The sequence below is a fragment of the Pseudomonas fortuita genome (assembly GCF_026898135.2).
Lineage (GTDB): Bacteria > Pseudomonadota > Gammaproteobacteria > Pseudomonadales > Pseudomonadaceae > Aquipseudomonas > Aquipseudomonas fortuita.
Window position 1 is genome coordinate 2,710,557 of record NZ_CP114035.2, and the last position, 21,362, is coordinate 2,731,918.

Sequence of the window (21,362 nt, forward strand, 5' to 3'; positions counted from 1 at the left end):
TATTGCGCTGCACAAGGCGTCAGGGCAGTGCAGAGCGCTCGTTAGCGGGCATTGAAAGCCGGCAGGGCCAGAAGTCAACGGCGGCAACGTCCCTGGAAGGTGGACCTAGCCAGTTTGCAAGTGGCTGGCAATGGCCCTGAAAGCACAGCTCATAGTCTCCGGCTTCGGGTGTGCGCCCGGCATGCAAGGGGTTCAGAGGCGGCAGTTGGCGGTGGTAGTGCCATGTGCCATCTCGCAACGTGGCGTCATCGGGTATTTCCATGCCAGCGCCGCTGCCGCGTACGCGGGCCTCCATGAGTACCAGCCCGCTGGCGCCGACCTGGTAATCCTCTTCCCAGCGGATTTTCTCGATGCTGTGCTGCCAAGCCAGGGTGAAGTGCTCAATGGGCAGGCTGGCCCAAACCACGCCGGCGAGCCCAAGGCAGAGACCATTCATACCCTTTGCTCGGCTGTCGTGCGACTCCGCCAAACGTGCCAGCCCAATACCGCAATACCCAGGGCGAACCCGACTTCATCACTGACGGGCAAGGCCAGGATCAGGCATACACCTGCGACGAAGGCCAGTAGACGCTCCCACCAGGTCATGGACATACGGAAGTGGCCAATCGATGCGCAGCCCCATAGCGCAACAGCAAACACGGCCTTGATCACCATGTACGAGGTGGCGCTGAGACTGTCGCCCTGCAGCATCAACGCAGGGTCGTAGACCGCCATGAATGGCACGACGAAACCAGCCAGGGCAATGCGGACCGCCCAGAAGCTGATCAGTAACCCTTTTTCCTTGGCAATGGGGGCGGCCGCGAAGCACGCCAGCGCGACCGGCGGGGTGAGGTCAGCCAGAATGCCGAAATAGAACACGAACATGTGCGAAACGATCAGTGGCACACCGAGCTCCAGCAGGGCGGGGGCGGCGATGGAACTGGTAATGATGTAGTTGGGGATGGTGGGAATGCCCATGCCTAGCACCAGGCACGTCAGCATGGTCAAGAGCAGTGACAGGAACAGGTTGTCGCGGCCGAGATCAAGGATGTACCCCGCAAAGGTCGTGGCAAGTCCGGTCAGGGAAATGACGCCGATAATGACCCCCACCAGCGCGCAGGCAATGCCCACCGGTACGGCATGCCGCGCCCCCTCCGCCAGCGCCATTACAAAGCCGCTAAGGGTGGCCCTTGCGCCTTGCACGAAGACGCAGGCGAGGGCAAGCGCCGCGATCACCAGCAGGATGACGCCGATGCCCATGCGGAAGAAGCCCGAGCACAGTAGTCCCAATGCGACCCAAAAGGCCGCGCGTAGCCAGGTGCCCTGAGCGCGCAGGATGATGGCCGAGCCCAGGATGACGATAGCTGTCAGGGCCAGGCCAACCATGCCTGAATAAAGGGGCGTACGCCCCGAGAACAGCAGCGCGACCAATATCACCAGTGGCACGAGCAAGAACCAGCGTTGGCGCAACGCGTCCCAGGCACTGGGGCATTCTTCGCGGGGCAGGCCATGCAGGTGGCTGCGTTTAGCCTCCAGGTGAACCATCCAGTAAATCGAGCCGAAATACAGCAAGGCAGGGATGAGCGCAGCTTTGGCCACTTCGGCGTAGGGCACGTTGATGGTTTCCGCCATGATGAAAGCGACCGCACCCATGACCGGTGGCATCAGTTGGCTGCCCATGCTGGAGGTCGCTTCGACGCCCCCGGCAAACGCCGGCTTGTAGCCAAAACGCTTCATCAGCGGAATGGTGAACTGCCCGGTAGTCACCACGTTGGCCACTCCGGAGCCGGTGATAGTTCCCATCAGCGCCGAGGAAAATACCGCGACTTTCGCCGGGCCACCGCTACGGTGACCAAACAGGCCCATGGCAAAGTCGGTGAACAGGCGGATCATGCCCGCCTGCTCCAGAAACGCCCCAAAGAGGATGAACAGGTAGATGTACGTGGCTGAAACATAGGTAGGGGTGCCATACAGCCCCTCGGTACCGAAGGACAGTTGGTTGACAATCTGGTCAACGCCGTAGCCTCGGTGCGCAAGGTCACCGGGCAGGTACTGGCCTAGGAGCCCGTAGGCCAGAAACAGGGCGCAGATAAACGGAAGCGCAACGCCCATGACTCTTCGTGCGGCTTCGAAAACCAGGCCGATCAGTAATAGGCCGACGATCAGATCGCTGCTGATCAACTCGCCTGAGCGTTGAATAAGGTCGCCTTCGAAGTACCACTGATAGGCGGCCGTCGTCATTCCTGCAATCCCCAATAGCCAGGCAAGCGGTTGCCAAGGCCGGTGGTGACCGACTACCGGGTAGCTTAGGAATACGACCAACAGCAGGAAGCCCACGTGCACCGATCGCAATACCTGGGTGGAGATGAGTGGGTAGGCCGCGGTGGCGACCTGAAAGATTGAAAACGCCAACGCCACCGCGAATAGAGTTGCGGGCCAGCGGTCGGTACTGGCGTGAAGGCCGTGCGACGATTCGCTCATGGAGTGCTCCCACTTTGCGCGACAAAGGATCAGGGGAGCAGGTTTTTCTCTTTGAAATAGCGTTCAGCGCCAGGGTGGAGCGGGATCGGCAAATTCTTGGCTGCATTCTCAGCTTGGATATCTTTCGCTGCCGCATGAGATGTGACCAAGCGTGGCAGATTCTCGAAGATCGATTTGGTCATCTGGTAGGCCAGGTCGTCGCTCAGGTCCGCCCGGGTGACCAGAATGTTGGTGATGGCTACCGTTGGCACTTCCATCCCTTGGCCGTCATAGGAATTGGCCGGAATGGTGGCCGCTTGGTAAGCGGAATTGCCGATTTTCTTCACGACGTCGGCCGGGATGGGCACGAACACCACCGGCAGTGTCGCCGCCAGGTCACGGATAGCTGCCTGGCCGAGGCCCGAAGACTGCAGAGTGGCATCCAACTGACGATTCTTGATCAGTTCGACGGACTCTGCGTAAGGCAGGTATTCGACCTTGCCCATATCCTGGTAAGTGAGCCCCGCTGCCCTGAAGATGGCCCGTGCGTTGAGCTCCGTGCCTGATTTAGGTGCTCCGACCGAAATGCGCTTACCCTTGAGGTCCTCAAGCGATTTGATCCCCGATTCCTGGCTGGCGACGATCTGGATGTAATTGGGGTACGTTCCGGCAATGGCCCGGAGTTTCTTCAGCGGGGCCTTGAAACCGGCCTCGGCGTCACCTTTCCAGGCATCTGCCACCGAGTCGCCCAAGGCGAATGCCAGTTCACCGCGGCCAGCTTGCAGCAAGTTGAGATTTTCTACCGATGCCTTGGTGGCCTGAACTGTAGTCTTGCTGCCTTCGATCTCATGGCTGTAGATCTGCGAGATACCGACGCCGACGGGATAGTAGACGCCGCTGGTTCCCCCTGTAAGGATATTGATGAAGGTGGGTGCAGCCTGGGCTGTGGCGCAAGCGGCTAAAACAGTGCCGGCCAATGCCAGGCGAAGGGCTCGGTTCATGGTGTCGTTCTCCAGTTGTTGTTTTTATCCTGCGCATAAACCTAGATCGAATCTGCCGTGCTTGCCCATCTTTTGGCCCTGAACCGGTCGCTGTAAATGCCTAGAACCGCCAAAATGCAGGTGCCACGAGCACCAATACGGTGAGGATTTCAAGGCGACCCAGGAGCATGCCGAGGGTCAACAACCATTTCGCCGAGTCGGGCAGCGAGGCAAAGTTGCCGGCTGGTCCAATCACCGTGCCCAGGCCTGGACCGACGTTGCACACGGCCGTGGCCGCAGCACTCAAGGCAGTGGTCCAGTCGAGCCCGATCAGGGACAGTAGCAGGGCAATTACTGCAATCGTGATGGAGAAGAAGAACGAAAAGGTCAGTAGCGAACGCACGATCTCCTCGTCAATGGGGTGGCCATTGTATTTCTTCGAGATTGTCGCCCGAGGGTGAATCAACTGCTTCAGGCTGCTGATCAGCAACGATGCAGCCACTTGGAAACGGAAAATTTTCAAGCCGCCGGCCGTAGATCCTGAGCACCCTCCGATGAACGTCAGGTAGAAAAACAACAGTACGGAAAAGCTGCCCCACAGCGTGTAGTCACCAACCGCGATACCCGTTGTGGTAACCACTGACGTGACATTGACCGCAACGATTCGTAAGGCATCCCACCATGACAGACCGCTGTGCCAACACAACCAACTACCCACCAAGATCCACGCAACCACGAGAAAACCCAGAAATCCCTGTACCTGATGGTCCTTGATCAGGGCGCGACGATGGCCCCGCAATGTCGCCACATACAGTGTGAAGGGCAGACTGCCGAGAATCATGATCACGACGGCTACCCAATGCACCGCAGGCTGCGTCCAATGCCCGAGTGACGCATCCGAGGTCGAGAAGCCGCCCGTCGAAATCAATGACATCGAATGATTGATGGCTTCGAATGGGGTCATACCGGCGAGCCATAGGGCCAGGGTGGCGAAGGCGGTAAGTCCCAGGTAAATCACAAGGATCATCTTCGCCGCAACATGCGAGCGTGGCGTGACCTTGTCCGACCAGTCAGAGGACTCGGTCTGGAAAAGACGCATGCCACCTACACGCAACAGTGGCAGCACAGCCACAGCCATACCGATGAAGCCGATTCCCCCAAGCCAATGGAGCAGAGAGCGCCAGATCAGCAACCCGGGTGACGCACTGTCAAGGCCGGTCAATACCGTGGAGCCGGTTGTCGTGATGCCCGACATGGTCTCGAAGAACGCATCCGTATAGCTGATGTGCCGAATGAACACCATGGGCAAGGCTGCGAAGGCACATACCACGACCCAGCTCGCGGTTGTGAGCAGATACATGTCCCTGGACCGTATCTGCGGCGCATCAGGAAGCCCCCTGGCGATCAACGAGAGCCCCGCGCACAGGGCAATCAGGCTCGACCAGGCGAACGCTCCAAGATCGTCGTTGCGCCCATACACCAGCAAAGTCGTCATAGGTATGACCATGCTGATGGACAAGGTGATCAGGAACACGCCGATGATGAAGCCGATGAAACGCAGTGCAGGGAGTGGCATCGAAAAAAACTCATAGGTGTGATGCCGGGCAGTATCGACGGCGTAACGGCGATGTCGAGTAAAAAAACCGTAAAGGCCCAGAGCTCAATGGTAATCCCTTGGCTAGCGCGGCGCGGGAGAAAGAGACAGGCCAGCGCGCTAGCGGGAAGATCCGATCGACCTCTGAGGCCAGCTTGCCGTCAGAGACAGAACAGATCCCGCTCATTCGACGAAATCAGGAGGCTTTCACTCATGTACGAGCGCATCATTGATTTGATCACAGGCAATACGGTTTTCGGCATATCGGTGCTCAACCTGTTGCTGGCGCTAGGTGTTGCTGCAATCACATTCACGGTGTCACGGGCTGCAATCGGCTTCATGCAACGCCGGGTCAGCGCTGTTGGGAGCGTCGGTCAGGTATTGGTAAAGGTTCTGGCAGGTACCAGCAACCTCCTGTTGCTGCTGGCTTCGTTGCTGGTGGGGCTGGGGATGCTCGATTTGCCAGAACGATGGCTGACCAGGGTCAGCAGTTTGTGGTTTGTGGTCGCCGCACTGCAGATTGGCTTGTGGCTCAATCGCGCCATTGCCCTGGGGCTGGTCCATTATTTCTCGCGCCATGGCGGGCAGGGGCTCTATCAAGGCAGTGCACTAGCGACCTTGTCGGCTTGGGGGGCACGCGTACTGTTGTGGTCGGTAGTCGTGCTGGCGATGTTGTCCAACCTGGGCGTGAACATTACCGCCTTCGTTGCCAGCTTGGGGGTGGGCGGCATCGCTGTAGCACTGGCAGTACAGAATATTCTCGGCGATCTTTTCGCTTCGCTGTCAATCGCCGTCGATAAGCCGTTCGAGGTGGGAGACTTCATCGTGATTGGGCCATTGGCGGGGACAGTTGAGCACGTGGGGCTGAAAACGACCCGTATTCGCAGCCTGGGGGGTGAGCAGATCGTCATGGCCAATGCGAGCATGATCAGCAGCACCATACAGAACTACAAGCGTCTTCAGGAGCGGCGCATCGTCTTCGAATTCGGCCTGTCCTACGACACCCCCACTGAGGCTGTGAAAAAAGCGCCCGTCATCGTGGAAGAGATCATCAAGTCTCAGGACCAGGTACGCTTCGATCGTGCCCACCTGCGTGGCTTTGGAAAGGAGGCGTTGGAGTTCGAATGCGTTTACATCGTTCAGGATCCTGGCTACAACCTGTATATGGATATTCAGCAGGCTATCAATTTCCGGCTGCTTGAGTGTTTTTCCCGAATTGGCGCCAGGTTCGCGTTGCCGGTGCGCTCCATCAAGGTCACGGCTTTACCAGAGCAGGCCGATACGCCGGTGCAGCAGCGTGGTAGCCACGGTTATGGGCGAGGTTGATGGGCAGATTCAATGACGGTGGGGGCGGGAAACTGAGCGCGCTGACGGCGTGGGCTGCCAGGCGGGCCTACGGATGATGGCGCGCTGGCGTTGGATCGCTGTTCGAGTCACTAAGCGACTATGGTTCCGGGCGACTTTGTTTTCGCTGCTCGGCGTGGCGACAGCCTTGATTGCGGTGGTGTTAAAAGACTTCATTCCTGCGTCCTTGCCCGCTCGGATAGGCGCGGACGCTGTTGACAAGATCCTCGGCATCATTGCCTCCAGCATGTTGGCGGTCACCATCTTTTCCTTGAGTACCATGGTGGCGGCATATGGTGCGGCCAGCACGGGGGTAACGCCTCGTGCCACGACGCTGGTGATGGAGGATACGACCACGCACAATGCGCTTGCCACGTTTATCGGCTCGTTCCTGTTCAGCCTGGTCGGGCTGATTGCTTTAAGTACGGGCGTCTATGGTGATCAAGGGCGTGTCTTGCTGTTCGCGGTAACCATCGCAGTTGTCATCCTGATCGTTTATACCTTGCTGCGCTGGATCGATCACCTCTCCAGGCTCGGGCGTGTAGGTGAGACTATCGACCGCGTCGAGAGGGCTGCGATAGAGGCTATCTAGCATCGGGCCAAATGGCCTTACCTGGGGGGCTCTGCATACCCGCCAGGCATGGTTTTCCCTCCTGCTGCCCAGCGTTTGGTCAGTCATCGAACCGGTTACGTTCAGCACATTGATGTGGAGGCTTTGGCAGCCATCACCCAGCGGCACAACGTTATGATCTATATGGATGTGTTGCCTGGCACATTCGTCTACCCAGGAGCACCGCTTGCGACCGTCGTGGCGCAACCCGGCCAGGACGTACGAGGGGTGGCGGCCTTCGAGCTTGACGTACATGCAGCCATTACGGTGGGCACCCGTCGGACGTTCGAGCATGACCCGCGCTTCGGCCTGTCAGTGCTGTCCGAGATCGCTTCCAGAGCGTTGTCGCCTGCAGTCAATGACCCCGGCACTGCGATCGATGTCATCGGTCGAGGTGTCAGGTGCTTGTCGCACTGGGGGCGGCCTCAGGCGCTGGCTCCGTCTCATGGAGACTGTGCCCAAGTTTATCTGCACGGTATTGTGGTCGAGGATTTGTTCGATGATTTCTTCGGGCCGATCGCTCGAGACGGGGCGGCGCTGCAGGAGGTGAATATACGACTGCTCAAGGCGTTGTTGAGCCTGGCTCAAATCAATCCACGGCTGTTTGAAGGCAGTGCGAGCAGGCATGCAGAGCGGCTGCTCTTTCTTGCCCATGCCGCGCTCGTGCTTGAGGCGGAAAATGCGCAGTTGGTCAAACTGGCTGAGCCGTTTCATGCCAAGTGTTAGCCTTGAAATGTGTAGGCTCGACTGGACGGGTTACAGCTTTCTTCCTGATGAGAAGCTCGTCCCGCATCTGCAACACGGCTTGTGTCGAGTATTAGCCTCGGCGGCCTTCCCGTGCATCCATATTGGTGTTTAACGCACGGTGTATCTTACATGGCGCAGTCAACGTTGGCTGCGCCCGGTACTGGCAAGCTAGCTCTCCATATCCGTTTCCATCTCGGGGCAACTTTTAACCCTGTTGCATTTCAGGTCACCACCGGAAAGTCAGGCTGCCAATCACTGTACGGCGGTTCCCGTAGAATACGGTTTGCTCATAGAACCCCGGGGTGAAATAGCGCTTGTCGAACAGGTTGCTTGCGCTCAGGTCCACCGAAACCCCTTGAAGGTCCTCTCTCAGGTGCGCCAGGTCATAGCGCACGCTGGCGTCGGTGAGGGTGTAATGAGGGACTTTGACAGTGTTCTTGGCGTTGTACGAGGACCCGACATAACGCTGCCCGACACCCATGCCCAGCCCCTCCAGCGGGCCGGCCTGCACGGTGTAGTCAAGCCACAGCGAGGCGGTGTTGCGGGGCACCGAGATCGGCACGTTGCCCTCAAGGCTGTAGGCGGCGGCGCCAGTGCCCACGGGATTGGCCTTGGTCACCTCGGCGTCGACGTAGGCGTACGAAGCGATCAGGTCCAGGCCGCGGCTCAGCTCGGCCTTGCCTTCGAGTTCGATGCCACGCGAGCGCTGCTCGCCGGTCTGCACCTGAAAGCTGGGGTTGGTCGGGTCGGTGGTGGTGACATTCTTCTGGGTCAAGTCATAAGCCGAGAGGGTGATGAAGCTGTTGTAGCCAGGCGGCTCGTACTTGATACCGACTTCGTACTGCTCCCCCTCGGTGGGCTTGAAGTAGCTGCCATCCTGAGCCGTACCCGAGGTCGGCTGGAAGGAGGTGCTGTAGCTGGCGTAGGGGGTGATGCCGTTGTCGAACAGATAGGCCAGGCCCACGCGACCGGTGAACTTGTGGTCCTTCTGTACGCTGCGGGTGTCGTTCAGGTAGCTGTACTCGCGCCCCTCGACCCAGTCCTTGCGCCCGCCCAAGGTCAGGCGCCACTGGTTCAGGCTGAGCATGTCCTGGGCGTACAGGCCTTTTTGCGACACGACGCTCTTGCCGTCAGTCTGCAACGTGCTGTTCCAGGTCGGGCTGGCATTGTAGACCGGGTCGAAGATATCGACGGTCTGGTTGGCGGCAACGCCCCGGCGCGATTCACGGCCCGAATAATGGCCGTAGTCGAAGCCCACCAGCACATCGTGGCCAATGGCGCCGGTGTCGAAGTGGCCGCCCAGGTTATTGTCGAGCAGGAACGTATCGGTTTTCTTCGGGCGTTTCTGGTAGCCGAAGGTGTAAGTCCGGCCGTCGGCACCCAGTTGGCCGCTGTTGCGAGCACCGTTGCTGATGTAGTCGACGTCGACCTTCATGTAGCGGGCGTTCTGGGTGAATTTCCAGTCGTCGTTCAGCTGGCGCTCGAAGAGGTAGCCGAGCGAGGTGTTCCCCACCTCGTTCTTGCTCACGTGCGGATCGCCCAGGTAAGTACTCGACGGGATGTGGCCGAAGGGCGTGTTGGTCAGCGTACCGTTCACCGGGAAGCTCTGTTCGGCGCCACCCTTGCGGGTCTTCAGGTAGCTGGCCAGGAGCGTGACGCTGGTGTCCTCGTCAGGCTTCCAGGTCAGCGACGGAGCGATATAGGTACGGTCGTCCGGCGAATGATCGACCTGGGTACCGCTGTCACGCTTGAGCGCCACCAGGCGATAGCTGAATTTGCCCTCGTCATCCAGTCGACCACCGAGATCCAGCGCCGTCTGCTGGCGATCGAAGCTGCCGCCCTGAACCTGGATTTCGTGAATGGCTTCGTCGGTGGGCCGCTTGCTGGTCAGGTTGACCATGCCGCCAGGCGCCATTTGGCCGTACAGCACCGACGCCGGGCCCTTGATCACATCGATGCGTTCCAGGCCGTAGGTTTCGAAGTCGGTGTCGTACTGGTTGAAGCCGCTGCGCAGGCCGTCCCTGTACACCCCGAACAGGTTGAACGAACGGAAACCGCGCATGTAGATATCCGGCGCGCCCTGTCCGCCCACGTAATCGATCGCGCGAATGCCCGGGGTGTAGGCGACGGCGCTGTTGAAGTCCTGCACGCCGCGCTTGTTCATCTCGTCGCGGGTGATCACCGAGATCGACTGCGGCACTTCACTGATGGCGGCATTGGTCTTGGTGCCGACCGAGGAGCGGTTGGCGACGATACCGTCGATGGGGCCGGTAATACTCTGCTCGGCGCGGCCGCTGATGGTCGAGACCGGAAGCGTCATACCGCCCTCCACGCCTGCTTGGTGCTGCAGGGTGTAGCTGCCATTGGGCAGCGCTATCGCCGTCAAGCCAGTACCCGAAAGCAGCACGGCCAGACCGGCCTCGACACTGTAGTCACCGCGAAGGCCTTGGCTGTGCAGGCCCGCCACCTGATCGGCAGGGTACGACAGCAGCAGTTTGCTTTCGTGACCAAAGCGATTGAGCACATCGCGCAAGGTGCCAGCGGGTATGTCGTAGCTGCGGTTGGTAGACGCCGCACTGACGATACCGGCACCCGACAGCAAGCCGACACCAGCAAGCGAGGGGACCAGGCTGCTGGCCATGGCGAAGGTCAGCGCCCGAAGGCGAAGGGGGTGATTCATGCCGTGCTCCACAAGAATGATCGAGGTCTTTCTGGTGGAGTCTCGCGAGTGCGGCAAACAGACCACCCTTTTCGCGATTTATTTTCAAACCTGGATGTTTTTCGGCTCCAGCGTCACCCAGTAAGGGGTGAAACGGCGAACCTCGGCACCCAGCGAAACCCCAAGTGTCTGCAGAATCCGGTCCGTGTCGGCCAGCGGGTAAGTGCCCGCGACGCGCACGCCGGCAAGACTGCGGGCGCAGCCCAGATGGCCACGACGATAACGCCCAAGCTCCTGGAGGAACTGCTCCAACGGCATGTCACTGGCCATCAGCATGCCGTCGGTCCAGGCCCTGTCAGCCTCGCTCAGCGTGCGCAACGGACCGACCTGGTCGCGCGTGAACATTAGCTGTTGCCCGGCCTGCACGCTGATGCCGGCCAGGCGTTCGGGGTACAACCTGACGACGCCATCGCGTACCGCGAGTCGGCTGTAGCCCGACTCCTGACGCAGCAGAAAACGCCCCTGTGCAGCTTCAACCCAGCCCTGCCCGGTCTGCGCCCGGAACGGTCGCAGCGCAGGAGCCGCGACCACGTTCACTTGAATTTCACCACGCAGCAGCCGCAAATCGCGCCCGGCCTGGTCAAATCTGACGTCGACCGCGCTATCGGTGTTGAGCAGCAACTGGCTGCCATCGGCCAACACGACATTGCGCTGCTCGCCTACACCGCTGTGATAGTCAGCGTTCAGGTTCTGCCACAGCGCAGTATTACGACCATTCCACGCCAGCGTTCCGCTGGCCACCGCGAGCACCAGTACCTTGAGTGCGCTGCGCCGGTCCAGGTTGCTCGTGGGCGTGGCGGTCAGCGCGGCATGCGCGATGGGGGCATGATTGGCCAGACCCGACAGCCGCTCGGCAAACGACTCGACGCGCTGCCAGGCACGGGCGTGTTCAGGGTGCTGATGCAACCAACGCTGCCACTGCTCGACCGTACCGGCCGAGACCGACGGTGCCTGCAGTTCGATCATCCACTCCACGGCCTGCTCAGCGATGGCCGGGGCGATTCTGGCGGTCATGGCTGGCACCTGCTCATTCGGCGAAGCAACATTGCACACCGGCCTTGATGATGTAGCGCTTGACGGTGGTTACCGATACGCCGAGCCGCTCGGCAATCTCGGCATGCGCCATGCCGTCAAGCTGGGACCAGAGGAAGGCCTGACGCACCGGGACTTCCAGCCCGTCCATCAGACGGTCGAGTTCCTGCAAGGTCTGCAACAGGATCGCCTGCTCTTCCAGCGAAGGCATCAATTGCTCAGGGACGCTGGCAAGCACTTCAAGGTAGGCGCGCTCCAGCTTCTGCCGGCGGAAGTGGTTGCTTAAGACGCTGCGCGCAACGGTCACCAAAACGGCGCGCGAATCGCGAATCTGTATCGGTTCATGCTTGGCCAGCAGGCGTACGAACGTGTCCTGCGTAAGGTCTGCGGCGCTGGCGCAGCAGCCCAGCTTGCGTCTCAGCCACCCTTGCAACCAACCATGGTGATTGACATATAGGGTGTGAAATTCCGTTGAGGTAGCACCGTCAGTCGTTGACATGATGAATGAGCACTAGCTTGAAAATATAATTATTATCATAGGCAACTGATAATTTCTACCGATTGGCTGGCTTCTCCCTTCCACGGCGGCGATGCCAGAAGCCTGATGGCAGCATCAGTTATGACATGTAAAGTCAAGCTCATAGGCTTGGGGGTAAGTCTTTAATTTGTAGAGGGATGTCGGCTTACAGATCAAATTAATGAGAGCTGAGATGTGAGAACTATTTCTAAATAGATTGTGTGGATAATTAACCACCCTGTAACGGCAGTGATATTTCAGTAGGAAGATAATCTGCAGTAGAGAGTCTTCGTGTCAGTGACTTGAGTCGAGGAATGGACGCTTGTCCATCCTCAGGCTAATACTTAGTTATCTGCCTGAAGAGGTGCAGAGCATGCAAACAAATTTGTTATTGTTTGTCGCAATGCCAATAAAGAGTGGGCAAGCTCTTTCAGCAGTTTGGCGTTATACTGCAACTATTTCGGTCGGCTTCGATATTTATGACAATTAAGAAAAATAAGACTGGTTCCAACCTATCCGACCAAAGCTCTTGCAGAGGCTGCACGCGCAAAGCTGAGCAGAGAGAGCTTTAGTCCTGAAGAACGATCCCCACTTTGCGTACAGGATCTTCGATGTTGTAGTGAGGTCGTTTAATATCCAGTCCCGGCTATCAATGGTACCGCGAGCTCTTTGGCCGTAGGGGTTATGATAAGAACGGTGGTATGGGTGTCTGCGCGATTTCGATTGCTCGCATTCAAAGATATTTTTTGAACGTGCTAACGGTGAGGGCCACCATAAAACCCAGCAACGCAGAACATGGAAGTAATACCCAATTGGGGCTCAGCGACCAAGGGAGCGATAGATAGATTACCCAAGGGCTGACCATCAACGGCAGCAATGTTCGCTTGGCTCGGTGATAGACGAAGCTGCTTTCCCTGTCCGCCCCGAACTTGCGGAGGTCGCGACGCATCAACCCGTCAACCAGTCCGGTGACTACCGCGAGTAAGAAAAGGGGCGTTGCGAGAGTGAGCACAGTCAAGCGCACCACGAACGTGAAAACTGTGAATAGAGCCGCCAGCAGGTAATCCTGGCCAGCGACATACGCCTGAGCAAGTTGTCCTTGCAGCGACGACTCGCGACTGAGCAATTTCAGCTGGATGTCGGATTGTGCCCAGCCTGAGCGGACTACAACCCAATCGTTTAGGCGTTCGAGGATTTTCGTGGCCGCTTGTGCTGGCTCTTGCACCAGGAGCGAGCTCCTAAAGTGGCTGCTGAGCCAGCCAAGTTCACTGAGCCACATGGCATGGCTGTGATGCCAGCCTTGGTCGGGCCAAAACCATAGCATGCCTACGAACTCCAGCAGGATGGAGAACAGCAGGGAAGCAAGCAGCAGGCCGAGCAATCGCAGGCACAGCTCAAGCGTGCCGAGGATCAGACTCGGTCGTCGTTGTGTTTGAGTCGGGTTGGTTGGGGCAGTAGGCATGGAAGGCTCCCAGGTGGTCGTGGGCTGCCAGGTGATCACGAGGAGTATTTACGCCCGGGTGGTGGCATCTCTGGATCAAAATCGACCGTCGGTGCGCCACCGGCACTGCTCCACCAACTCCCTGCATTGGCGTTGTAGGACTCGCGCATGCGCGCAGCCAGCGCTTGCAGATCTGCTGGCATCGCGTCGTCGCTGGCGGGTTTGGGCAGCGGTATCCGAACCTTCCACAGCTGCCCGCCTTCTTGGAACGAGAACATCTGGCCCTTGGGTAGGGCGATGATGTGCGCGGGTTCGATCAGCGGCACGGCCGTGGTGGTGACCCGGTCCTGCGAGGACGACGTGAAGTCGGTACGGGCATCGGGATCGGCCGTGTCGGTAGCGCCGGAGACCAGCGTACGCGTCTGCACATTGACCCTGGGCAGTTGATTGGTCAGGAGTTCGGCAGTCGCGGTTTCCCGCACGCGGAGTATCTGCAGGGTGTTGAAGTTACCGATCACCTGGCCAGCTTTGGCCCGGCTGCCGATGCGTGCCTCGATGTCGCTCAAGGTCTGGGTGTACGCGGTAACCTGGATACCGGCACCACCGCCCTTGTTGATCAGCGGAATGAACTCGTCGCCCATCAGCTCGTTGAACTCGTCGGCGTGCAGGTTGATGGGCACCTTTTCGGCCGCTCTGGAGGAGCTCGGCAGGCCATGGTCGATGCCGTGTTTGTAGATATGCCCGGCCACGGAGACCAGGTCGGCAAACATCGAGTTGCCGACCGCGGCAGCGACCTCGGCATCGGACAGTGCATCCAGGCCGACGTAGACGATGCCGCGTTTACGGATGACCTGCAGCCAGTCGAAGATTGGCCGTGGATCGTCGAGGTCGGCATAGTTGGGGGCCAGCAACTGCGCCGTCTTGCCGCTGGTGAGCTTTTCCAGCAGCGGCAGCAGCGAAGCGACGATCTTGTCGAAGTAGGTGCGGTCGTAGCGCACCGCCGAGCGCAGGCCATCCATCACTGGATCGAAAAGGCGCTTGGCAGTCAGGTACTGCTCGATGGCGACCACGCGTTTCTCGCGGCCAATCATGTGCCGCGGCACGTTCTTCTCGTTGAGCCGAGCTTCGAGATCCACAATGGTCTCCCACGCCTGCGGGTCATGGCGGGCGAAGAAGTGCTGGGCATATTCAATGAACAGCGCGTCGATGTTCACCACATGGCGCTGGATCTGCAGGTAGTCGGGGCGCCGGCCGAGCTCGATCAGCGCCCGGGCGATGATATTCACGAAGCGCCAGGCGAACTCGCGAAACGCCGCCGAGTTGCCTTCGCCGCTGAGTTGGCCGGCAATCCGAGTGGCGACTTCCGAGATGCGACCGAAACGGCCGATGGCGTTGTAGCGTGCGGAAATCTCCGGCCAGCCCAAATGGAAGACGTAGAACTCGTGCTCACGGCCGGCGCGTCGCGCTTCCACGTACATGCGCTTGAGCAGGTCGGCATCGCCTTTGGGGTCGAAGACGATCACCACTTCCTGGCTCGGCCGGTGGATGTCCTGGGTGATGTAGACCTCGGCCAGGCGCGTCTTGCCGACCCGGGTAGTGCCCAGGACCAGGGTATGGCCCACGCGCTCGCCCAAAGGCAAGGAGGCTTCCTGTTCGTTGGGCTCGACGCCGTGCAGCAGCGGGGAGCCACCCACGGGCGGCAGTGGTCGTACCGGGTTGAGTGGGCTGTCCCAGGCGGTTATCCAAGGCAAGATGGAGAGCCCTGGCGGTGCTTTTTCCAGGAGATGCTCCAGGCGGCGGGCCCACTGGTAGGCGGCCGACTGGTTGACGTAGCGGGCCAGCGCGGGATCCTGCGCTTCGAGCAAACGCTGGGTGTGCAGGCGGCTCCAGCGAAAACCACGGCCCATGAACAGGCGCTTGCTGCTGATAGGGATCTGTCGGCTGGTCAGCGAGTAGCGGGGTAGGCGGCGGATGTTGCGTCGATAACGCAAAACAATGCGGGCCTCATTGAGGCGCTTGAGGCCGAAGGCGGTATAGGCCAGGGCCATGCCGGCGCCAACTTCCGGCGACAGCGCCACCGCCCAGGGTGAATGCAGGCACAGCGCGCCGGCACCGGCACAGATGCCTACGGTGTACAGCTCCACTGCCGGGCGCAGCAGGGATTCCATCGCATGATCGCCCATGGCACTACCTCACTGTACCATGCCGGTCGGAGTGATCAGTACCGGGTAGTGCTCCAGTTCCAGCCGCTCGGCGATGTCGTCGCCACTCACCGGCCAGATGGCCAAACCAGGCGCTACCGCCTGGATACGCTGCAGCGCTGCGGCATCAACGACTTCAACAGCCAGGCCGTTGGCGCCCAGTCGCTTCAGCGCTGGCGCGTGCTGCGTCAGCCACGCCAACGAGGCGGCGTCCGCCCCAACCAGGAACAGCGGGACCATGCCGGGCAGATCCAGCGCTCTGCGGGGCACCTCACCCGGCGTGAGGCGCGCGCTGTGCACCGGCAAGACCCAGTTCAGGGTTCGTGGATCGGGCCGTTCGACCGCCGTAGCCGACTCAGCGGCAATGACAGGGGGCGTTGGCCCAAGCCATGCCCCGGCAGCCAACGACCCCATCAACCCGCAAATCAGTGCGCCCCGGCGAACGACAATCATGAGCGTGGTCCTCCACGGCTGGACGTGGCGGCTTCAAGGCGCTGCCAGTGCAGGCTGAACTGCGTGCGGTAGCGCGCCGCCGGGGGCCCTCCCGCAGGCCGGTGATAGTGGCCTGCGGCAATGACCCAGTCACCGACGTCGGCGTAGTGCGCGCGCAACAGATCGGCGGTGACGGCGAGGTTGGCGCGCGGATCGAGGGCATCGCAGGCGGTGGGATAGCGCTCCGGGTGATAACCCAGGTTGATCTGGCCCAGGCCGACATCGATGCGCTTGGGATCATGGCGGGTGAGCGCCGCTTTGAGTGCGCTGCAAGCCTGGTCACGGGTGGCGAAGCGCTGTGGCGTACCGGCCACATTCAAGGTCCACGGCCAGGGCAGAAGCCGCCCACGCAACGGTGTGCCGCTCTCTTGCTGGGCAATGGCGAACAACACCGAGGCCGGGATGCCGGCCTGGGCTGCGGCCAACTGGTAGGCCGGCGGAGGCAGGCCGCCTGCTTGGGCCGCCGTCACTCCCATCAGGGTCAGGGCGAGGGTCAATCGACGCGCTGCCATTTCCCTTCCACCTGTTGAAAGCGCGCGGGCAAGGTGCGGCTGGCGCCGAGGGCGAACCAGCGGCCACGGTCATGATTGAGGGTGACCTGGCCGCTGCCAACCTGGGCAGGGGTAATGCCCACCTTGCGCGCCCATTGGCGAATGCGCGCATCATCGCCCTGGCTGCCCACCAGATAGATGTCCAAGTGGGCGCCCGTGCTCAGCCATTGGCGGAGGCTGGCCTCACAGGTCGAACACGGATCTTCCACAAACACCGCATAGCGCGGGTTGCTCGACGGAGGGATTGCATCGCTCAATCCCTGTACCGGCCGCAGCCCTGGGAACAACCGCCCCCAGGCAGCAGAGTAGGCTTTTTGATAGGCCAGTTCGCGCTCGGCACGTTTGGCTTCGAGTCGCACCTGCAGCTCGGCGTAACGCTGGCGCTCCTGGTCCGAGTCGGCTTCCACGCCCAGGGTGGTCAGCGGATCGAGGTGCGGTGACCAGTACTGACGGGGACCGCTCTGCAGGCGCTCGAACTTGGACCATTCGTCGTCGGTCAGGCCCCAGGCCTTGGCCTGTGCTGCAGATCGCGCTTGCTGCAGCGCGGCCTGCTCGCTGGACTGCTGCTGCGTTTCGACCGTGGCTGGGGCACTCCATCCCGATCCCGACACCAGGCAGATGGGGAATAGGAGCAACGAGAGACTGATGAAACGGACCATATGCACCTCGTCATGGCAGGGGCAGCGAACGTTCGCCGAGGCCAGGCACCTGGAACACGGCCTGGTTCCGGCGAATGGCCTTAAGCTGCCAGTCGTTCAAGCTGTCACCGGGCTGCAGCAGGTGGACGGTCGACAGGGCATGCGCGCCGGCCGGTTGAGCCGAGACAAACCGAAGGTCGCCTCGGGTCTCGACACCCAGCAAGGTGAATGGCGGCGTCGGGGTTTGGGTTTTGGCGGCCGGTTTGGCGGGGGCTGCAGGCTGGGGTTGTGTGGATGGCGCAACCGGGCGAGCCTCGAGGGCGTGGACGGCGGTTTCGGCGTTGCCCATGCGCTGTTCCAGCGCGGCCAGGTCGGCCTTGGTCGGACCCAGCGGCACCGCTTCAATGGACTTGAGCGAAGCGTTCACCTCATCCAGCTGTTTGCTCAACGCCGCGAAGGTCGCGTCCTGCTGGCGCTGGTGCTCGCCCAGCGCGTTCACTTGCGCTGGGAGTGCCGCAAGGTCGGCGCTGAGTGCATCGAGGTCCCGCCACAGCGCCGGTACTGGATCGGCTGGCGCATTTTCCGCAGCGACTAGGAGCCTGGCCAGTTGCTGCTGGTGGTTGTAGGTCGTGGCGGCGAGTACTGCGGCGCCGAGGCACAGGGCCCCGAGCACCAGGGCCTGAAAGTGATGGACCTTCATGGCGCGATCTCCAGGGGCGGGCGAGGTGGGGCGGGCACCGGTGCGCGAAGGGCGTAACACACGCTGCGTTCGACCGGGTCGATCATGAGTCGCCAGGCCGGGCCGCCGAGGATGGTCAAGGCGTCCAGCAGCGCCATCGGCCCGAGTTGGTGCTGCACGGCCGGCAGGGGGCGGCTGAACAAGGTCGTGACCTCGGCGCGGTTGGTGCAGAGCGAGTAGCCCGAGCGCTGCAACACGTGGCGCAACGCATCACCGACCGTCGCATGCAGCGCCGGTGAAATCTGCACGGTGATGAGCTGGAATAAGGGCTGGCGTTGTTCCAGCGTCGGTCGCGTGCTGACCAGGGTGTAGCGGTCCTGGCGGACCCACGCCGGTGATTCTGACAACGGCTTGGACGGGGTGGCCGGAGCTGGTACGGCTTTGGCTGGCGCTTTCGATGGGGTGATGGCAGGCGACGTGTTGCAACCCGCCAGCGCGAGCATCAGGACAAGGTAAGGAAGTGCGGGCGTGTGCATGAGCAGGTCTCGACAGATGTTGCCGACACCTTGGCAACACGCGCGAGGTGCACCCACTGAAAAACCGAAGTTCCCCGTCCGGGTTATCAGGCTTAGTCCATAAAAAAGGCGCCCAGCAGGGCGCCTTAGGTCAATCGTCAGCAAACACTGGCAGTCCTGCCAGCGGGGCTGCATCAGGGTCAAACACCAGGAAGCGCGTGTCGGCCTGGCCGGCCAGCAACAACAGGGTCATCAACACCGGCGGTACCTGTTCATCCAACAGGCGGATGCAGACGTCCGCCGCTGAGCAACCGGGACCTTCCACGTGGGCGCTGCGGTGCCAGGGTGTGGAGTACAGCTTGCAGCCGACGGAGCGGTTGCTGACCAATGAGAAACATTCAAAGAAGCCCGCCGGTCGTTCGGAGCGGGCAAGCTGCTGAAGGTAGGCGTACTCGTCGGCCGGTAGGTGAGATGTGCTGATCTCCCAGCTGCGGCTGTACTGGCCGGTGGCAAAGGACAGCTGCTGCATCAGGTGTTCGGCAGCTTTCCGGGTGGGAAGGTCGCAGAGGTGCACCGAGCCACTCAACTGCTTGGCGGTGACCTGGTACAGCACGGTGCTGACCACGCTGTCCGCGGGCAACTGCATGCGAAGGAAACCCGAGACATCCTGGCCTTCCGTGATGACGGCGCAATCGTCATCGAACACGCAGGCCTGAGAGTTGATGTGATCGTCGTTCAACTCCAGCTGGGCGGTGTGCAAGGGGCGATAGCAGGGCGGGCACTGGTCGTCGTAGTGGATCTGAACCACGCGCTTGCAGGCAAATGCATGAAAACCGCGGGCAAACGGGTTGGGGGTTGAGGTGAGCATGATGGCGCTCCAATTAAAAGAGAACGCCACCCCATGCAGGCGGTGGCGGGTGGGGGAGGGTTAAATCCAGCCGTATTCGGCCAGGGAGAGGGGCTGACCTTCTCCGACGATGATGTGGTCCAGAACGCGGACCTCGACCAGCGCCAGGATTTCGATCAGGCGCGCCGTCAGCACGCGGTCGGCGCCGCTGGGCTCGGGGGAGCCGGAAGGGTGGTTGTGGCTGAGGATAACTGCGGCGGCGTTGTGTGCCAGTGCCTTGACCACCACTTCACGGGATACACCGAAGCCCCATCGATGCTGCCGAAAAACAACACCTCGAAGTCCAGCACGCGGTGCTGGGAATCGAGGTACAGCAGGGCAAACACCTCGTGGTGATAAGGCGCCAAGCGCAGCTTCAGGTAAGAGGCGGCGTCGGCCGGCGTGATGAGGACTTCGCCGCGTTGGAAGTAGCGTTGGTCCAACAGCTGCAGGGCTTCGTTGATCAGTGCATCTTCGTGGGCGCGCTGGGTCAGGACGGGGTCGAGGGGCTCGACCAGGGTCAATGGCGTGTTCATGAGCAAAGCCTCATATGCAGGAGCGCTCCGGGAGGAGGCCCCAAGTGGGTGAGATCAGGCGGTCACAGGCGGGTGAACCGATGGCGAGTGCCGTGCAACGGTGAGTGGCAGCTTTCGCAGGGGCGGGTGGAGAACGAGTCGATGCCGATGCCGGTGTCCGGATCGAAATCGGCGCTGAACGGCAGCAACGCTTGCACTGCCTCACGTATCTGCGCGATTCGCTCGTCAACTTCGGCCTCGCTGTAGTACAGCGACAAGGTGCTGAAGTCGTCGTAAGCCACCGCCTGCAGGCAGTCTTCGCAGAGCCAGAAGCTTTCCATGACAACCTCCGACGTGAATGAACAACAGGCGCTCCCAAGAGCGCCTGTTGTTGGCGGTCAAACTGCCTCAGGCAGATTGAGCTGCTGCGGTGGAGTTACGGGGGGCGGTTGGAGTTGGCTGGCGCTGATCGGAGTCACCGTCAGTGTTTGCCTTGTCCCCATCCGCCTCAGCAGGTTCCATCGCGTCAGAGGCAGCGTCGGTGCGGGCGGGCGCACGGTAGCTGAACTGGCCATCGACCTTGATCCACTCGATGAAGATCAGGCGGCCCTTGAGGCTGGCGCCGGGTTGACCCTTGCGTTCGCCTTTCTCGTACAGGAAGGGATCCACCCAGAGGTCGCCGATGCGAAACGCGATGAGGACCTTGCGTTCAGCGCGGACGTCTTCGAGGTGCTCACGGATCAGCCGTTCGGCTTCGCCGCCAGCGACTTTGCAGTCGAAGCGGGTGTACTCGACGTCGTCCGAGGCACCGTGCAAGGCAGCGATGTCACAGGCCATGAACGCTTGGCCGCGGCGAACCGGGACTTCGCGGACACGGTTCAGGTAACCGATGCCTTGGGTGTGCAGGTTGAAGTAGGTGGTGGGGGCGTTATTGCTTGCGGTGGCCATGGTGGATCTCCTGTTCAGCAGAAACGCGGACAACCACCGGCCCTGGCGGCTGGTGAGTTCCGCAAGGGTGAGGGTGCAAACACATGATCGGTAGAGAGGGCGCTCATCACCGACAGGTCGGTGACCGTGCGAGCTGCCGAGCGCGAGTCGCACTTGGGGAGAACCACCCGAAGCGGGCGCAGCCTTCAAGGTTCTGGCGGCCTGGGAGCTGTCAACGACAGCGGTGTGCAGCTCATCTATAAAACGCCGCAGAACCCCCGTCAACCGGGGATTTGCGGCGGTTTGGGCGGGTGGCAATCAGTGGCTTCCGGTGGATTCTCGGCGGCGAAAAAATAGCCCGACGGTCATCAGGCTAGGAAGAAGTGGACCACCTTTGATCCGGCGATGTGACACCGGAGTTCGTCGCAAACTCTCCGCTGTCGATCCACCGGGATCAACCGACCCTTGTCGTGGCCTAGGTCGGAATCAACTGGCACGCATCCGCGCACAAAAGGTGCCCAGTGTTTCGCCGGCG

At 60.9% G+C, this 21,362-nt stretch carries 18 protein-coding genes and 2 pseudogenes; 2 read left to right on the plus strand and 18 right to left on the minus strand.

What is annotated here, in order from left to right; genetic code table 11:
* Positions 1-19 precede the first annotated feature (19 nt).
* The 4 genes from OZ911_RS12480 to OZ911_RS12495 all read right to left on the minus strand — a co-directional run bounded on the left by OZ911_RS12480 (position 20) and on the right by OZ911_RS12495 (position 4,995).
* Positions 20-436: a DUF1850 domain-containing protein gene (locus OZ911_RS12480; protein WP_016488078.1), complete on the minus strand. Its 417-nt coding sequence runs from the start codon at positions 434-436 to the stop codon at positions 20-22.
* Positions 433-2,460, minus strand: a complete 2,028-nt coding sequence (locus tag OZ911_RS12485) for a TRAP transporter permease (RefSeq protein WP_016488077.1) — start codon at positions 2,458-2,460, stop codon at positions 433-435. The genes OZ911_RS12480 and OZ911_RS12485 overlap by 4 nt, the downstream gene beginning before the upstream one ends.
* A 29-nt stretch (positions 2,461-2,489) precedes the next feature.
* The gene (locus OZ911_RS12490; RefSeq protein ID WP_016488076.1) at positions 2,490-3,440 is read right to left on the minus strand and encodes a TAXI family TRAP transporter solute-binding subunit; all 951 of its coding nucleotides are present in this window, start codon (positions 3,438-3,440) and stop codon (positions 2,490-2,492) included.
* Between the two features lie 100 nt (positions 3,441-3,540).
* Positions 3,541-4,995, minus strand: a complete 1,455-nt coding sequence (locus OZ911_RS12495) for a TrkH family potassium uptake protein (RefSeq protein ID WP_016488075.1) — start codon at positions 4,993-4,995, stop codon at positions 3,541-3,543.
* A 231-nt stretch (positions 4,996-5,226) separates the two neighbouring features.
* Here OZ911_RS12495 and OZ911_RS12500 point away from each other — a divergent pair, with 231 nt between their 5' ends.
* Together OZ911_RS12500 and OZ911_RS12505 are read left to right on the plus strand one after the other, a co-directional pair.
* Positions 5,227-6,339 (plus strand): mechanosensitive ion channel family protein, encoded by a 1,113-nt coding sequence (locus tag OZ911_RS12500; RefSeq protein ID WP_016488074.1) that lies wholly within the window; start codon positions 5,227-5,229, stop codon positions 6,337-6,339.
* Positions 6,340-6,415: 76 nt separating this feature from the next.
* Positions 6,416-7,693: pseudogene (locus tag OZ911_RS12505) on the plus strand (DUF2254 domain-containing protein).
* Positions 7,694-7,940: 247 nt separating this feature from the next.
* Here OZ911_RS12505 and OZ911_RS12510 read toward each other — a convergent pair.
* The 14 genes and pseudogenes from OZ911_RS12510 to OZ911_RS12575 all read right to left on the minus strand — a co-directional run bounded on the left by OZ911_RS12510 (position 7,941) and on the right by OZ911_RS12575 (position 20,848).
* Positions 7,941-10,394, minus strand: coding sequence for a TonB-dependent siderophore receptor (locus tag OZ911_RS12510; RefSeq protein ID WP_016488071.1), 2,454 nt, complete (start codon positions 10,392-10,394; stop codon positions 7,941-7,943).
* An 84-nt stretch (positions 10,395-10,478) separates the two neighbouring features.
* Positions 10,479-11,447: a FecR domain-containing protein gene (locus OZ911_RS12515; RefSeq protein WP_016488070.1), complete on the minus strand. Its 969-nt coding sequence runs from the start codon at positions 11,445-11,447 to the stop codon at positions 10,479-10,481.
* A 13-nt stretch (positions 11,448-11,460) separates the two neighbouring features.
* On the minus strand, positions 11,461-11,964 hold the full coding sequence (locus OZ911_RS12520; RefSeq protein WP_016488069.1) for a sigma-70 family RNA polymerase sigma factor: 504 nt from the start codon (positions 11,962-11,964) through the stop codon (positions 11,461-11,463).
* 751 nt (positions 11,965-12,715) lie between these two features.
* Positions 12,716-13,444 (minus strand): TIGR03747 family integrating conjugative element membrane protein, encoded by a 729-nt coding sequence (locus OZ911_RS12525; RefSeq protein ID WP_024717422.1) that lies wholly within the window; start codon positions 13,442-13,444, stop codon positions 12,716-12,718.
* A 35-nt stretch (positions 13,445-13,479) separates the two neighbouring features.
* On the minus strand, positions 13,480-15,606 hold the full coding sequence (gene traD, locus OZ911_RS12530) for a type IV conjugative transfer system coupling protein TraD (RefSeq protein WP_016488067.1): 2,127 nt from the start codon (positions 15,604-15,606) through the stop codon (positions 13,480-13,482).
* Positions 15,607-15,615: 9 nt separating this feature from the next.
* Positions 15,616-16,077 carry an integrating conjugative element protein gene (locus OZ911_RS12535; RefSeq protein ID WP_230849746.1) on the minus strand — a complete coding sequence of 154 codons (462 nt, stop codon included), beginning with the start codon at positions 16,075-16,077 and terminating at the stop codon, positions 15,616-15,618.
* The gene (locus OZ911_RS12540) at positions 16,074-16,628 is read right to left on the minus strand and encodes a lysozyme family protein (protein ID WP_016488065.1); all 555 of its coding nucleotides are present in this window, start codon (positions 16,626-16,628) and stop codon (positions 16,074-16,076) included. The genes OZ911_RS12535 and OZ911_RS12540 overlap by 4 nt, the downstream gene beginning before the upstream one ends.
* Positions 16,610-17,326, minus strand: coding sequence for a TIGR03759 family integrating conjugative element protein (locus tag OZ911_RS12545; protein ID WP_016488064.1), 717 nt, complete (start codon positions 17,324-17,326; stop codon positions 16,610-16,612). Before OZ911_RS12545 ends, OZ911_RS12540 begins: the two co-directional genes overlap by 19 nt.
* A 10-nt stretch (positions 17,327-17,336) precedes the next feature.
* Positions 17,337-18,005 (minus strand): hypothetical protein, encoded by a 669-nt coding sequence (locus tag OZ911_RS12550; RefSeq protein WP_016488063.1) that lies wholly within the window; start codon positions 18,003-18,005, stop codon positions 17,337-17,339.
* On the minus strand, positions 18,002-18,391 hold the full coding sequence (pilL2, locus tag OZ911_RS12555) for a PFGI-1 class ICE element type IV pilus protein PilL2 (RefSeq protein WP_102082271.1): 390 nt from the start codon (positions 18,389-18,391) through the stop codon (positions 18,002-18,004). Before pilL2 ends, OZ911_RS12550 begins: the two co-directional genes overlap by 4 nt.
* A 259-nt stretch (positions 18,392-18,650) precedes the next feature.
* The gene (locus OZ911_RS12560) at positions 18,651-19,367 is read right to left on the minus strand and encodes a DUF5983 family protein (RefSeq protein WP_016488061.1); all 717 of its coding nucleotides are present in this window, start codon (positions 19,365-19,367) and stop codon (positions 18,651-18,653) included.
* A gap of 60 nt (positions 19,368-19,427) precedes the next feature.
* A pseudogene (locus OZ911_RS12565) lies at positions 19,428-19,921 on the minus strand (JAB domain-containing protein).
* 62 nt (positions 19,922-19,983) lie between these two features.
* Positions 19,984-20,241, minus strand: a complete 258-nt coding sequence (locus OZ911_RS12570) for a hypothetical protein (protein ID WP_016488060.1) — start codon at positions 20,239-20,241, stop codon at positions 19,984-19,986.
* A gap of 67 nt (positions 20,242-20,308) precedes the next feature.
* On the minus strand, positions 20,309-20,848 hold the full coding sequence (locus OZ911_RS12575) for an STY4534 family ICE replication protein (protein WP_016488059.1): 540 nt from the start codon (positions 20,846-20,848) through the stop codon (positions 20,309-20,311).
* Positions 20,849-21,362 lie beyond the last annotated feature (514 nt).

What these genes read in the sequence shown, in the direction of transcription:
- OZ911_RS12480 (WP_016488078.1), bottom strand. Translation starts at nt 436, where the DNA reads ATGAATGGTCTCTGCCTTGGGCTCGCCGGCGTGGTTTGGGCCAGCCTG.
- OZ911_RS12485 (WP_016488077.1), bottom strand. Translation starts at nt 2,460, where the DNA reads ATGAGCGAATCGTCGCACGGCCTTCACGCCAGTACCGACCGCTGGCCC.
- OZ911_RS12490 (WP_016488076.1), bottom strand. Translation starts at nt 3,440, where the DNA reads ATGAACCGAGCCCTTCGCCTGGCATTGGCCGGCACTGTTTTAGCCGCT.
- OZ911_RS12495 (WP_016488075.1), bottom strand. Translation starts at nt 4,995, where the DNA reads ATGCCACTCCCTGCACTGCGTTTCATCGGCTTCATCATCGGCGTGTTC.
- OZ911_RS12500 (WP_016488074.1), top strand. Translation starts at nt 5,227, where the DNA reads ATGTACGAGCGCATCATTGATTTGATCACAGGCAATACGGTTTTCGGC.
- OZ911_RS12510 (WP_016488071.1), bottom strand. Translation starts at nt 10,394, where the DNA reads ATGAATCACCCCCTTCGCCTTCGGGCGCTGACCTTCGCCATGGCCAGC.
- OZ911_RS12515 (WP_016488070.1), bottom strand. Translation starts at nt 11,447, where the DNA reads ATGACCGCCAGAATCGCCCCGGCCATCGCTGAGCAGGCCGTGGAGTGG.
- OZ911_RS12520 (WP_016488069.1), bottom strand. Translation starts at nt 11,964, where the DNA reads ATGTCAACGACTGACGGTGCTACCTCAACGGAATTTCACACCCTATAT.
- OZ911_RS12525 (WP_024717422.1), bottom strand. Translation starts at nt 13,444, where the DNA reads ATGCCTACTGCCCCAACCAACCCGACTCAAACACAACGACGACCGAGT.
- traD (WP_016488067.1), bottom strand. Translation starts at nt 15,606, where the DNA reads ATGGGCGATCATGCGATGGAATCCCTGCTGCGCCCGGCAGTGGAGCTG.
- OZ911_RS12535 (WP_230849746.1), bottom strand. Translation starts at nt 16,077, where the DNA reads ATGATTGTCGTTCGCCGGGGCGCACTGATTTGCGGGTTGATGGGGTCG.
- OZ911_RS12540 (WP_016488065.1), bottom strand. Translation starts at nt 16,628, where the DNA reads ATGGCAGCGCGTCGATTGACCCTCGCCCTGACCCTGATGGGAGTGACG.
- OZ911_RS12545 (WP_016488064.1), bottom strand. Translation starts at nt 17,326, where the DNA reads ATGGTCCGTTTCATCAGTCTCTCGTTGCTCCTATTCCCCATCTGCCTG.
- OZ911_RS12550 (WP_016488063.1), bottom strand. Translation starts at nt 18,005, where the DNA reads ATGAAGGTCCATCACTTTCAGGCCCTGGTGCTCGGGGCCCTGTGCCTC.
- OZ911_RS12560 (WP_016488061.1), bottom strand. Translation starts at nt 19,367, where the DNA reads ATGCTCACCTCAACCCCCAACCCGTTTGCCCGCGGTTTTCATGCATTT.
- OZ911_RS12570 (WP_016488060.1), bottom strand. Translation starts at nt 20,241, where the DNA reads ATGGAAAGCTTCTGGCTCTGCGAAGACTGCCTGCAGGCGGTGGCTTAC.
- OZ911_RS12575 (WP_016488059.1), bottom strand. Translation starts at nt 20,848, where the DNA reads ATGGCCACCGCAAGCAATAACGCCCCCACCACCTACTTCAACCTGCAC.